The 13,315-nt window shown below is 41.9% G+C and carries 9 protein-coding genes, 2 tRNA genes and 2 rRNA genes; 5 read left to right on the top strand and 8 right to left on the bottom strand.

All coding sequences use genetic code 11. The features are described from left to right. The first annotated feature begins 9 nt into the window (after positions 1-9). The 4 genes from AC2SLN_RS07605 to AC2SLN_RS07620 all read left to right on the top strand — a co-directional run bounded on the left by AC2SLN_RS07605 (position 10) and on the right by AC2SLN_RS07620 (position 5,282). Positions 10-1,557: an ABC transporter permease gene (locus tag AC2SLN_RS07605; protein WP_486550918.1), complete on the top strand. Its 1,548-nt coding sequence runs from the start codon at positions 10-12 to the stop codon at positions 1,555-1,557. Next, positions 1,557-2,852 (top strand): ABC transporter permease, encoded by a 1,296-nt coding sequence (locus AC2SLN_RS07610; protein ID WP_486550917.1) that lies wholly within the window; start codon positions 1,557-1,559, stop codon positions 2,850-2,852. Before AC2SLN_RS07605 ends, AC2SLN_RS07610 begins: the two co-directional genes overlap by 1 nt. A gap of 400 nt (positions 2,853-3,252) precedes the next feature. Continuing rightward, complete coding sequence (gene creD, locus AC2SLN_RS07615) at positions 3,253-4,854, top strand: cell envelope integrity protein CreD (RefSeq protein WP_486550916.1); 1,602 nt, start codon at positions 3,253-3,255, stop codon at positions 4,852-4,854. A gap of 131 nt (positions 4,855-4,985) precedes the next feature. Further along, positions 4,986-5,282 carry a hypothetical protein gene (locus AC2SLN_RS07620; RefSeq protein WP_486550914.1) on the top strand — a complete coding sequence of 99 codons (297 nt, stop codon included), beginning with the start codon at positions 4,986-4,988 and terminating at the stop codon, positions 5,280-5,282. Between the two features lie 53 nt (positions 5,283-5,335). Here AC2SLN_RS07620 and AC2SLN_RS07625 read toward each other — a convergent pair whose 3' ends face one another. The 3 genes from AC2SLN_RS07625 to AC2SLN_RS07635 all read right to left on the bottom strand — a co-directional run bounded on the left by AC2SLN_RS07625 (position 5,336) and on the right by AC2SLN_RS07635 (position 7,705). Then, a complete protein-coding gene (locus tag AC2SLN_RS07625; protein ID WP_486550912.1) occupies positions 5,336-6,001 on the bottom strand; it encodes a DUF938 domain-containing protein in 666 nt (221 codons plus the stop codon). Between the two features lie 35 nt (positions 6,002-6,036). Then, positions 6,037-6,501, bottom strand: coding sequence for a flavodoxin family protein (locus AC2SLN_RS07630; protein WP_486550911.1), 465 nt, complete (start codon positions 6,499-6,501; stop codon positions 6,037-6,039). Between the two features lie 550 nt (positions 6,502-7,051). Further along, a complete protein-coding gene (locus AC2SLN_RS07635; protein WP_495057324.1) occupies positions 7,052-7,705 on the bottom strand; it encodes an IS1595 family transposase in 654 nt (217 codons plus the stop codon). Positions 7,706-7,989: 284 nt separating this feature from the next. Between AC2SLN_RS07635 and AC2SLN_RS07640 the strand changes: the two genes are divergently transcribed. Beyond that, positions 7,990-8,886, top strand: a complete 897-nt coding sequence (locus AC2SLN_RS07640; RefSeq protein WP_486550937.1) for a P-loop NTPase fold protein — start codon at positions 7,990-7,992, stop codon at positions 8,884-8,886. Between the two features lies 1 nt (position 8,887). On the opposite strand, the gene AC2SLN_RS07645 is transcribed toward AC2SLN_RS07640, so the two are convergent. The 5 genes from AC2SLN_RS07645 to AC2SLN_RS07665 all read right to left on the bottom strand — a co-directional run bounded on the left by AC2SLN_RS07645 (position 8,888) and on the right by AC2SLN_RS07665 (position 13,255). Beyond that, positions 8,888-9,301, bottom strand: coding sequence for an OsmC family protein (locus AC2SLN_RS07645; protein ID WP_486550939.1), 414 nt, complete (start codon positions 9,299-9,301; stop codon positions 8,888-8,890). A gap of 212 nt (positions 9,302-9,513) precedes the next feature. After that, a 5S ribosomal RNA gene (rrf, locus tag AC2SLN_RS07650) occupies positions 9,514-9,628 on the bottom strand. Between the two features lie 179 nt (positions 9,629-9,807). Beyond that, positions 9,808-12,660: ribosomal RNA gene (locus tag AC2SLN_RS07655) — 23S ribosomal RNA — on the bottom strand. A 436-nt stretch (positions 12,661-13,096) separates the two neighbouring features. Continuing rightward, positions 13,097-13,172, bottom strand: a tRNA-Ala gene (locus tag AC2SLN_RS07660). A 6-nt stretch (positions 13,173-13,178) separates the two neighbouring features. Next, a tRNA-Ile gene (locus AC2SLN_RS07665) sits at positions 13,179-13,255 on the bottom strand. Between the last annotated feature and the right edge of the window lie 60 nt (positions 13,256-13,315).

A 13,315-nucleotide genomic window follows, 5' to 3' on the forward strand; every position in this document is an offset into this window, starting at 1 on the left:
GGCTAGATTATGTCCAAGTCCAAAAGTAATAAGCCAAACGTTGTTTTTGGAGATGAAGACAATGCCCACTCGTCATTATTGTCTGTCTTTTTGCGAAGCGCTCGCTATGAAGGTAGATTTTTACTTTACCACTCTTGGGATTACGTCATGTTGTTATGGCTACCCCTATTAACTATTATAGGTGTGTGGTGGATATTTTCTAAACCTTATATCATAGACTTGCCTATTGGGGTAATTGATAACAGCAAAAGCAGCTATTCCCGCACCCTTACCCGATATTTAGATGTTAGCCCTGATTTAAAAGTCACTAAGAATTACCAGAATTTAGGTCAAGCTAAACAGGATATCTTGAGTCAAGATATTTATGGCGTGGTAATTATCCCCAGTAATTTTGCCGATAACATAAACCAAGGTGCGCCATCGCCAGTAGTATTAAAAGTAAATGCCCAATATGGTTCACATTCAGGTATCGTCCAACGCGGAGTACAAACAGTCGTAGGCACTGTATCAGCAGGCGTCGAAATCCAGCGCAGTGTCAAACAGGGCAGTTACTCCGAACAAGCTAAAGTGTCCTATTCACCGATTGGCATAGAGCGCATTAGTTTATTTAACATTGGCACGGGTTATCAGCAGTTTCTAGCCTCTACGGTTATTCCTGCCCTGCTGCATATTCTAGCAATGATTATAGGTGCAACAACTATTGGGCGTGAGATTCGTGATAAGACCTTCTCTATCTGGTATCACACTATTATATATCCAGATATGCCCTATCCAGATTTCAAACGTCTAAAACACATACCTCCTGAAAGGAAGCTGGCTTATATGCATGCCAATCTGCATCATAGTTGGCAATTGCCTACAGATTATTCGAAGTTGCCAGACTTAACATATAGCTTTGTGACAAATAACTATATGTCTAATAGCTATACGTCTAATAACCGCTTACCAAATAGCTATTTACCAAACAGTTATGTGTCTAATCGCTATGTGCCAAAATCTAAATACGATTATGAAGTCGATTTAAATAAAAAAGTAAAACCGCGCATGCCAGCAAAGGTTTCTATTTTAGAACTGGTTGTTGGACTTAATGGTAAATTAATCTGGGCATTACTATTTTATATGCTCTGGGGCGGGTTAGCCCTTACCCTAGCGTCAAGCGCTCATCCCTCAAGCTTACTGTCAATATTAATCGTTTATATCGCATTTATGGCACTGACGATGATATCCCTGTGGCTAGGCGCAATTTTTAGTTTAATAAGCTATTCACTGCGTATGGGGCTCTCAAGTGCAGCCTTTATTTCTGCGCCTTCTTTTGCCTTTGCTGGTGTAACGTTCCCGCTTCTTGCCATGAGTGAAGGCGCACAGCGCTGGGCGAATGCGTTGCCCTTGACTCACTATCTCAAAATTCATATTAGCCAGTTGCAAATGCTAGCCCCAATATCCATAGCCCTACCTACCCTTTTTGGGCTTATTGTTGCCGTTACAGTTACCCTAGTGATCACGGCTTTACTCAGCCTTCGTGCCTTTAGAAATCCTGACCGCTGGGGAGCTCGCTAATGTCTACATCTGAAAATAAACCTGAACCTGATTCAAACGCTAGTAATAAGCCTGAAGCGGTTAGTTCTAAAGCTCTTAGTTCTGAAGCTCTTAAGTCAACAGACACAGCAACAACGCAGGTGCAAAATCCGAGTCGACTGAGTAAAGATTCACAGATTACCCACCGCACTTTCTTGCAAGGATTGTTTGGTACTTATGCCTCTATCTTTAAAGATAAGGGCGTTATATTAATGTTAATTATTGCGCCTATTATCTACGGTTTTTTCTATCCGTGGCCTTACCGCGGTGAGGTGGTTAACGAGGTTCCCGTCGGTATCGTAGATCAAGACCACAGTAAACTATCTCAGACTATCGCTAGATATAGTGATGTCAGCCCCAATCTTACTGTACAAATGTATGCCAGCCAGCAAGATGCTATCGAAGCGATGTATCATAATGATATTGCTGGGTATCTCATTATTCCAAAAAACCTAGAAAGTGATGTTTATGCCAATAAACCTACGCATGTGACCATTTTAGGTAATAACAGTTATTTTTTATTAAACAAACAAGTACAGCTTGGTTTTACCAAAGCCATAGGGACTATCTCAGCGGGTGTTGAAATTAAGCGTAGCGTCGCAAAAGGCGCCTATATGGAAACGGCTAAAGTCAGTACTCAAGCCATACCACTGCGTATCGATCCTATGTTCAATCGCTCAGAGGGTTATGGTGCTTATGTCGTGCCTGCCGTTGCCATTTTAATTTTACAACAAACGCTGCTGCTAAGCACTGCCTTACTTATAGGTACTTGGTATGAGAATAAGCGGCAAAATGCTAGCGCCTCTGGATGGCTGGGACGTATTTTAGCGCTATCTTCGATATCTTTTTTAGTGGCTTGTTTTTATTATGGCTGGGTATTTACGGCTCAAAATTACCCACGTGGTCATAACATGCTTGGCACGTTATTTTTTATGGCAATATTTTCACCCGTCGTTGCCACGGTAGGTTGTTTATTAGGCATGTGGTTTAAAGAGCGTGAACGCAGCATGCAGATTCTTATCTTCAGCTCGCTCCCTATGTTCTTTCTTAGCGGTTATCCATGGCCTGTAAGTCAGTTACCTGTACCGTTGCAATACGTACGTTGGTTATTCCCTACTACTTCAGGTATGAATGCCTCTGTGCAGCTAAATCAGATGGGCGCCTCACTATCGCAAGTTAGTGGCTACCTGTATCATCTTGTCGCACTGGGTATCGTTACCTATATATTATTACTGTGGGCGCAGCGCCGCCAAATTAAACGCGCCAGTAAACGCTAATTACTCTTTAAGCCCAATTGCACTTTAAGCTCAATTGCATTTTAAGCCTAACACCCCTTTAAGCCTGACACCCTAATTCTTTTAATAAAGAGCGAGCGTTAACCTCATTTAATGTAATCACAGGATATTAAATGAGGTTAACGCTCGCTCTTTATTATTTTCACTGTCTTTTCATCTTTGCTGCACACCCCTTCCTCATGCTTTAACTATGATAGCTCTGTAATAACACCAAACCTGAATTCACCCTCTCATAAAATATCCTCTTAGTTATTTGACAAGTTAGTCCTACCTATGGGTTGTCGTGTTTTATGTCACCTTGAGAGGTTAATTTTCAAAGGGTAGTCATAGATTCAACTATTAAAGCCGTCTAATTCAAGCAAAAATAAGGGAAGGAAGTCTTATGCAAAAAACATTACTGATTAAATTATCCATTATCGCAGGGCTGTGCCTTTTTTTTGGCATTGGTCTCACTATGATTGGCTCATTAATTACCGAGCGGCAACAGTATTCTGAGGATGTGGTCAGAGAAATTGCCCAACAGCATATTAATCCGCAACAAGTCATCACCCCTTTTATTGCCATACCAACCACTATAACGCCTAAGTGCTCAGAAGACGCTTCTAATAAAAACTATAAATGTCGAGAGTCATACACAGGCGTAGAAACGTTATTTGCCAACCAGACAGCATCCACACAAGACCTAGCGGTCAGTACTGATACCTATAAGCGAGGCATCTATCATGCGACCAGCTACAATGGTCACTTAGTATTTGACCAACGTTATACGCTTGAACAACCAAAGCGTTATGCTTCCATTATTGAAGATCCTTCTATAACCAGCACTGTCAATACTAACCCTAAAAATGGTAGTTCCACCGTTACCCATTCTGGCAATACCCGCTCAACTGCTGCTGACTCCACCACTAAAACCTTACATTGGGATAAAGCGAGACTTATCATTCCAGTGTCAGACTTACGCGGCGTCACCACGCTACCAATGGTTACCATAAACAAAACCCAGCTCAAAGCGACCTACCCACAATCCTTATTAATTAAAGACTTCAGCTACGTAGAAGCCTTACTTCCTGCTTCACTTAAAAAGCAACTTAATTCAGCTCACTCAGCAAATCCAACTGCTGGTTTATCCAACACTGCCCAAGCTGATTCAACGGCTAAAACTACCTTTAACGTCCTTATTAACCTACCGTTATCGGGTATTAGTACTTTGAGCACTGTGCCGACAGGTCAAAACTTTGAGCTTACCATGACCAGTAACTGGCATGCACCTAACTTTATTGGTAAAGCCTTACCCAATGCAAAGACACTGGCCAAAACGGGTTTCAAAGCCAATTGGCAAAACCAATACCTCACTATCGCTAACAATCAACAACTGTCCAACTGTCTAGCCATCCCAAGTAACGACTGCCGTGTTAACAGTTATACCCCCTTACACACAAGCACTGTAGATTATGACCGCTTATATGACGGAGCCATAGAGGTGGAGGAAGCTTCTAACAACAGTCACACAACCCTTAGCAGCTTTGGGGTTAGTTTTGCTGAACCCAATGATGTTTACTTACAAACCGAACGCACTATGAAGTATGCACTTCTATTAATACTGGTCTCATTTGGCACATTTTTCTTATTTGAGGTCATAAAATCAAGCCGAATTCATCCCATTCAGTATCTACTTGTTGGCTGTGCATTATTAACCTTCTACGTCTTACTACTGCCGCTTGCTGAGCAAATTGCCTTCTGGATGGCATATACCATTGCAGCTACTGCCAGTGTAGGGTTAATAGGTTGGTATTCTTACTACTTGCTTGGTAGTGGCAAACGTGCTGTCATGTTTACCGCTATTTTGGGCGGCCTCTATGCTGCATTTTACGGAATATTAACCACTGAAGACTTAAATCTATTGCTTGGTGCACTGTTCTGCTTTGCTCTACTGGCCTGTGTCATGGTTATGACTCGGAAAATTGACTGGTATAACGTTGCCTAATCAAATTGCTTGATTACATGGCTTAGATCAGACCATGCACAAAAAGCCACTCAAACCTAAGTAGGGTTTGAGTGGCTTCCATCAAATAAACCTAATGTAAGAAAAAAATTAATTAAAGACAAAGGAATATCATGTCATTACTAACATACCCCTATTTACCCAACATAACGCCAAATTGTCATTTTGAGTTTGAGAGTATGTGTAAGACCAATAGTCCTTTAAACGAAGCCATAGGTCGCACAGAAGACAACCACCTACCCTCTAATCAAATAGGATTATGGATTGGACTCAGTCATCGGAAGTGTCTCAATATCATTGATCAATATCAGCTAACCATAACCAGCTTTGCTCACTGGCTATATATCTCAGAATTAGACGTGATACTGTCATTTAAACATCAACGATGTATTAAAGCAGGTAAAATATAGTTAACTACAATTGATTAAAAATTAAGCCTACTCAATTAACTCCTATTTTTATACTATTTTTTGTCAATGCCAGTATGTTTTGTGAATACCAATATTTCATTATTCGCTGGCATCTGATACTGACGCTTTAATGCCAAATGATGTTGCTCTGCTAAGCCGATAATATCTTCTTTATGACGGATACCACTGTTTGGATCACGCTGACGCAAATGAGCATCAAACTGCCGATTACTGTCGCTACTATAATGTCCATTTTCATTAAATGGTCCATAAACAATCAACTTACCATTTAACGGTAACGCCTCTCCGACTAATTTAAACAATCGCTCTACCAAAGGCCAAGCAATAATATGTAGCGTATTGGCCGTAAACACAGCGTCATAAGGCTGACTAGTTACCGAACTAGGGATTGGATCCGCTCTTAAGTCAAACGCTAAAGGCGCATGCAAATTGGATACAGGATGCTTTTCATGGCATGCTTTAATGACATGATGATTATTAACAACATCGCTAGTCTGCCACTGCAAATGTGTTAATCTTGGTGCAAAGTAAACGCTATGTTGGCCTGTACCCGACCCAATCTCTAAAACCTGATGATAGTCTTGCAGCTCTTTTTGTAGCACATTTAGGATGGGCTGTTTATTATTCTCACAGGCCTGCGAAAATGGCAGTCTATTTTCATGACGGGTATCTGTATTTACAAGATTTTCTTTATTCATAACACCTCCACCCTGGCGAATTAACTAAATTTAGATTAATAGATACCTGCTTCAACACCAGCGGCTAGCGTCATCGCAAGCTCTTCTACTTGAGACGTAAATGCTTCCTGCCAATCGCCTTTTAATATTAGGGCATCTTGCACCCACTCCCAACGTAGACCTGTAGTAATGGTTTTTAAAGCTCGTTTCGTCCCTGTGCCATCTTGGCCTGCACGAATATATACGGCAAGCGGTAAACCTTGCTTTTTCTCAAGCACAGGGTAATAACAACGATCAAAGAAATCTTTAGTCAGCCCTGCCATATAGGCTAAATTTTCAGTCGTGCCTATCAGAATAGCATCGGCAGCCAGCACATCTTCAGGTTGCGTGTCTTGCGGCGATTTAAGAATGACATTGATATCTATATCAGGATGATTAGCACCATTTAAAGCAGCTTGTGCCAACTTTTGGGTGTTAGGAGAGGGGGCGTGCGCTATGATGAGTAGGGTTTTGGTTGGCATTTTTGTTGTCGATTTCGTGGAAGGGAAATTATTTGATTATAGGTTTAGTATGCTTTGTTTCTCTCCAAAGGTAGCAATTTAATGATAATTACCATTTTATGCTCTTAGTATATGGCAGATCTCGATACTCCTCAAAATCTGAAATTTTCTTTAGTACTTTAGTTGTAATAGATAACTGCCATCTACTGCTGTAGTGAGATTATGAATCTACTAAGATATGAATAGTAATCGATAAAGCGTATAAGCTCAATATTACAAAACCTTTCAGTTTCAAATTTAGTTATCTTGGATATTCCGTCATGACACGACCACAAAGTTAAATGCTTACCTGCATCTATAGCCCATTAAAAACTTTTATCATCTATTAAGAATCCAAATTCCATATTTGCTACTCAAGAATTTAAATATATTTTAACCATAATAGAAAAAATACTTAATTTATAAAATTAAAAGTTTGGTTAACTCTTTTATTCTATTCTTGTATCTTACACTTAAACCTACTCTTAGTTTATGTAATAAATAAATTAATAGGGGCTGTAGTAGATAAGGATTAAATATCGCACCATTTTCTCAGAATTTTAAGCTGATTAGATGGTGACCCATAGTTAAATCTAAACTCACACTCTTTTAAAAACAAGTGAAAGTTTTTCTTATTGATTCCGTTGTATTTTCTAAGTGTACGTTTAGATTGGTTCCAGAAGTTCTCAATGCCGTTGATATGATTAGCGCCTCGTGCAAACTCTTTAGAATGATTTACTCTAAAATGCTTAAATTCGCTCACATCTAAGGCGTTATAACTACGATAGTTATCGGTATAAACAAAGCTGTCAGGCTTTATTTTACGGGTAATAACAGGCATTAGAGTGTTCTGTTTGGTGTCATCTACAACAATGGTATAAACCTTACCGTTTCGTTTTAAAATGCCAAATACGGCGGTCTTACCAGCAGCGCCTCGACCTCTTTTACCTTTACGTACACCACCGAAGTAACTTTCGTCTAATTCGACTTCACCATCAAAGACGTCATCTGCTTCAAGAGATAAATAATACTCAATAACGAGTCTTATTTTATGGTAAAAAAGTGCCGCTGTATTGGGTTGAATACCTAGCAAATCAGCTGCTGTTCGAGCCGTTACTTCAGCGGTAAAAAACTCAAGTAGCCTTAACTGTACTTTTTTACTTAATTTACAACGGGTTAGCTTCATTTTAGTAGTCTAGCATAGTGCTTATCTACTACAGCCCCAATTAATATTGATAGATGGGGTAAAGGCTCAACTTAAATAATAGAGTTATATTAAGAAATTTTCGATATCTTATTAGAGCGATAAGCAGGACTAGCTAATTTTTATGAACGACATTTTTTAATATAGTTTAAGTGGGTTAATTCTTCATATTAACCTTATATAACTCTTTATAATGAAGTGATAGCACGAATATTATAATCCTATTACCTTGTATAATGTGTATAAGACCTTAACTGAGAAACAACGTGGATAAAAAAACAGATATTCAGCGCTTTTTATCGACCCATCAACTGCCAAGTAGTTATAAAGCTATAGCACAACAATGGTTCGAACCCTTATGCGAAAGGGTATTACAGCATCAACATAATTCGTCAAAACCGTTTATCATTGGCGTCACGGGTTGCCAAGGCTCTGGTAAAACGACCTTAAGCAGTTTTATCGACAGCTATTTAACGTCCGTACAGGGTAAAACCGTCGTGTCTTTATCGATAGATGACTTCTATCTGGATCAAACTGCCAGATTGGCTTTGGCGAATACGATTCATCCATTATTAAAGACGCGCGGTGTACCCGGAACACATGATATAGAGTTAGCGTTAAAAACCTTCAACCAATTACAAAACGGAACTCTAACACAGCTTCCCCGCTTTGATAAGTCAACCGATAACCCCTACTCTGTAAATGAGTGGCCAGTCATTGATTACAGTCCAGACTTTATTATATTAGAAGGCTGGTGCGTGGGCGTCAAACCTCAACCAGATGAAGCATTAAAGAACCCCATAAATAATCTAGAGAAGACTGATGATCCACAAGGTATTTGGCGTTCATTTGTCAATACAAAACTTGCTGATGATTACCAAACCCTATTTAATATGATTGACTACCAAGTAATGCTAAAGGCGCCGTCGTTTGATTGCGTCTTTAACTGGCGCTTAGAGCAAGAGCAGAAGTTAACGAAAGCGACGGCTTCTCATAATGACAAGCATCAACTGGCGATTATGACTGAAGCTCAAATAGCCACTTTTATTCAGCATTATCAAAGACTAACTGAACACGCTTTAAAAACACTTTCTGAAAAATCCAATACTGTATTTTTTCTCGATGAAACACGAACCATTACCCATCAAAAAGTGTCTACATAGCTTAAAAATTATTCGTATAACTAAACGTGACGTCTTGATTAATATCAGGGTGTAAGCTCTTTGCCACAGGACAAGTCAATGCTGCCGCTTCCAAAACCTTACGAGTACGCTCGTCAAAATTTTGAGTGAATTCAATATTGACTTTCACGTCACTCACGCGACGTGGATCAGCCGCCATTACTTTAGTCACTTCAGCTTTAGTGCCGACAACATCCACATCCATTGCAGCGGCCTTAATCCCAATAATGGTTAACATACAACTGGCCAAACTGGACGCTAACAAATCAGTCGGAGAAAACGCTTCCCCTTTTCCATGATTATCCGTTGGCGCATCCGTAATGATTTGATTGTTTGATTGAAGATGTAATGCTTGTGTACGTAGATTGCCTTGATATTGGACGGTTGATGTGATCATATGAAGCCTCTTATGTAAAAATATTAGTTTAAATTAGTTCTCATGTTGCATTTCACTTTAATTCACTACACTTAAGAGTATAAAAAATAAAGCTGAACATTCCTATATTGGAATAATATTAGTGATTATTCAGTTTGCAATGTATTAATGAAGGAAACTAACGCAAAGGAAAAAGCCCCCCTTCGAATGAAGGGGGGCTTTTAGGTATAGGGAGCTGACGATGACCTACTCTCACATGGGCGGACCCACACTACCATTGGCGCTACGATGTTTCACTTCTGAGTTCGAGAAGGGATCAGGTGGTTCCATCGTGCTATTGTCGTCAGCAAAGGGGGTATAGATATGAGTTGGTTAAGTTGTTGACTTAACTTTGATTTGACTATGTATTTATCAAGAACCTGAATCAAGGTTGCTATTAATAAGCAATCATCAGGATGATATCGAAATAATTAGCTTGCTCTACTCTTTATTATAAAAAGAGAGCTACAAAACCACTTGGGTGTTGTATGGTCAAGCCAAACGAGCAATTAGTACAGGTTAGCTACACGCATCACTGCGCTTCCACACCCTGCCTATCAACGTTGTAGTCTTCAACGGCTCTTAAGGGAAATCTAATCTTGAGGTGGGCTTCCCGCTTAGATGCTTTCAGCGGTTATCCCATCCGAACGTAGCTACCGGGCAATGCCATTGGCATGACAACCCGAACACCAGCGGTTCGTCCACTCTGGTCCTCTCGTACTAGGAGCAGATCCTCTCAAATTTCCAACGCCCACGGTAGATAGGGACCGAACTGTCTCACGACGTTCTAAACCCAGCTCGCGTACCTCTTTAAATGGCGAACAGCCATACCCTTAGGACCTGCTTCAGCCCTAGGATGAGATGAGCCGACATCGAGGTGCCAAACACCGCCGTCGATATGAACTCTTGGGCGGTATCAGCCTGTTATCCCCAGAGTACCTTTTATCCGTTGAGCGATGGCCCTTCCATACAGAACCACCGGATCACTAAGACCTACTTTCGTACCTGCTCGACTTGTGGGTCTCGCAGTTAAGCGCGCTTTTGCCTTTATACTCTATGAACGATTTCCGACCGTTCTGAGCGCACCTTCGTACTCCTCCGTTACTCTTTAGGAGGAGACCGCCCCAGTCAAACTACCCACCATACATTGTCCTCGGTATTGTTATACCTGAGTTAGAACCCCAACATGACCAGGGTGGTATTTCAAGGTTGGCTCCACAAATACTGGCGTATCTGCTTCAAAGCCTCCCACCTATCCTGCACAAGTCAGGTCAAAGTTCAATGTAAAGCTGTAGTAAAGGTTCACGGGGTCTTTCCGTCTAGCCGCGGGTACACAGCATCTTCACTGCGATTTCGATTTCACTGAGTCTCTGCTGGAGACAGCGCTGCCATCATTATGCCATTCGTGCAGGTCGGAACTTACCCGACAAGGAATTTCGCTACCTTAGGACCGTTATAGTTACGGCCGCCGTTTACTGGGGCTTCGATCAAGACCTTCGCTTACGCTAAGCCCATCAATTAACCTTCCAGCACCGGGCAGGCATCACACCCTATACGTCCACTTTCGTGTTTGCAGAGTGCTGTGTTTTTAATAAACAGTTGCAGCAGCCTGGTATCTGCGACTGCTAGTAGCTTACGGAGCAAGTCCTTCACCACCAGCAGCGTACCTTCTCCCGAAGTTACGGTACCATTTTGCCTAGTTCCTTCAGCAGAGTTCTCTCAAGCGCCTTGGTATTCTCTACCTGATCACCTGTGTCGGTTTAGGGTACGATTCGTTTATGACTATCGCTTAGAAGCTTTTCCTGGAAGCATGGTATTTGCCACTTCGCTGTACAAGTACAGCTTGCTATCAGATCTCGGTATTAACAGCCCGGATTTACCTAAGCCATCTACCTACATCCTTCCACCTGGACAACCATCGCCAGGCTGGCATAACCTTCTCCGTCCCTCCATCGCATCATAAACAAGTATTGGAATATTAACCAATTTCCCATCGACTACGCCTTTCGGCCTCGCCTTAGGGGTCGACTCACCCAGCCCCGATTAACGTTGGACTGGAACCCTTGATCTTCCGGCGTGCGAGCTTTTCACTCGCATTATCGTTACTCACGTCAGCATTCGCTCTTGTGATACCTCCAGCATGCCTTACAGCACACCTTCACAGGCTTACACAACGCTCCCCTACCACTTGAAACAATTTTCAAATCCGCAGCTTCGGCTCCTAGTTTGAGCCCCGTTACATCTTCCGCGCGGGCCGACTCGACTAGTGAGCTATTACGCTTTCTTTAAAGGATGGCTGCTTCTAAGCCAACCTCCTAGCTGTCTATGCCTTCCCACTTCGTTTCCCACTTAACTAGGAATTTGGGGCCTTAGCTGGCGGTCTGGGTTGTTTCCCTCTCCACGACGGACGTTAGCACCCGCCGTGTGTCTCCCGGATATCACTCATCGGTATTCGGAGTTTGCATCGGTTTGGTAAGTCGGTATGACCCCCTAGCCGAAACAGTGCTCTACCCCCAATGGTGTTCGTCCGAGGCGCTACCTAAATAGCTTTCGGGGAGAACCAGCTATCACCGAGTTTGATTAGCCTTTCACCCCTATCCACAAGTCATCCCCTGGCTTTTCAACGACAGTGGGTTCGGTCCTCCGGTGCCTGTTACGGCACTTTCAACCTGCTCATGGATAGATCACTCGGTTTCGGGTCTATACCCTGCAACTATACGCCCTATTAAGACTCGGTTTCCCTACGGCTCCCCTAATGGTTAACCTTGCTACAGAATATAAGTCGCTGACCCATTATACAAAAGGTACGCGGTCACGGATCAAGTCCGCTCCCACTGCTTGTACGCACACGGTTTCAGGTTCTATTTCACTCCCCTCACAGGGGTTCTTTTCGCCTTTCCCTCACGGTACTGGTTCACTATCGGTCAGTCAGGAGTATTTAGCCTTGGAGGATGGTCCCCCCATCTTCATACAGAATTTCTCGTGTTCCGCACTACTTAATATGCTTCATTATATGTTTCGAATACGGGGCTATCACCCACTATGGCCAGATTTCCCACTCTGTTCTTCTACATATAAATCCGTCGGCTCCTCCCCGTTCGCTCGCCGCTACTAGGGGAATCTCTTTTGATGTCTTTTCCTAAGGGTACTGAGATGTTTCACTTCCCCTCGTTCGCTTCCTAATAAATTAGAATATCTAGCTTACACTAGATGGGTTTCCCCATTCAGAAATCTCCGGATCACAGGATATTGCCGCCTCCCCGAAGCTTATCGCAGGCTGTCACGTCTTTCATCGCCTCTGACTGCCAAGGCATCCACCATGTGCGCTTAATTACTTGACCATACAACCCCAAAGGGTCTTAATATTCGCATTTAATAGATTCAGTTTTATTATTGGCTAAAGACAACCTCGAAGTAATCCGAGGTGTTTTAACCAATTCATAATTCTGATTCTTGCAAATATGGTTAGTAATTATAACGATATCACCTTGATAATTTACGCTTGATTCAGTTCTCTTATTACCTTCGATAACTAACCTCTTGGGATAACAACTGATGTCGTTAAAAGGTTAGTCATCTGGTTAATATCCTACTCAGTGATGGGTAGGGTATTAACCGTATTACAACTCATATCTATGTTTTTAAATAGTAATAACGCTGTCATCCAGTCGTCATATTGTCTCTGTATAAAACAGAAGTAAGTAATTGCTTATGTACCTTATCGTTAAGTTACTAATCACTTAATTCTATTTTATTAGCTCTGGGTCTATTTATATATGGTGGAGCCAAGGAGAGTCGAACTCCTGACCTCCTGCGTGCAAGGCAGGCGCTCTACCAGCTGAGCTATGGCCCCATATAATGGTGGGTCTAGGTGGACTTGAACCACCGACCCCCGCGTTATCAACACGGTGCTCTAACCAGCTGAGCTATAGACCCTGAGAAGCGTTAAAAAATTGCATTGCAATTTTAGCTTCGCAAGGAAAATCCTTTAAATAG

Source organism: Psychrobacter sp. CX90, from assembly GCF_057396305.2.

Bases quoted from the DNA above. Each gene is read 5' to 3' on its own strand.
- AC2SLN_RS07605 (WP_486550918.1), top strand. From the start codon at position 10: ATGTCCAAGTCCAAAAGTAATAAGCCAAACGTTGTTTTTGGAGATGAA.
- AC2SLN_RS07645 (WP_486550939.1), bottom strand. From the start codon at position 9,301: ATGATCACATCAACCGTCCAATATCAAGGCAATCTACGTACACAAGCA.
- AC2SLN_RS07630 (WP_486550911.1), bottom strand. From the start codon at position 6,501: ATGCCAACCAAAACCCTACTCATCATAGCGCACGCCCCCTCTCCTAAC.
- AC2SLN_RS07620 (WP_486550914.1), top strand. From the start codon at position 4,986: ATGTCATTACTAACATACCCCTATTTACCCAACATAACGCCAAATTGT.
- creD (WP_486550916.1), top strand. From the start codon at position 3,253: ATGCAAAAAACATTACTGATTAAATTATCCATTATCGCAGGGCTGTGC.
- AC2SLN_RS07635 (WP_495057324.1), bottom strand. From the start codon at position 7,705: ATGAAGCTAACCCGTTGTAAATTAAGTAAAAAAGTACAGTTAAGGCTA.
- AC2SLN_RS07625 (WP_486550912.1), bottom strand. From the start codon at position 6,001: ATGAATAAAGAAAATCTTGTAAATACAGATACCCGTCATGAAAATAGA.
- AC2SLN_RS07610 (WP_486550917.1), top strand. From the start codon at position 1,557: ATGTCTACATCTGAAAATAAACCTGAACCTGATTCAAACGCTAGTAAT.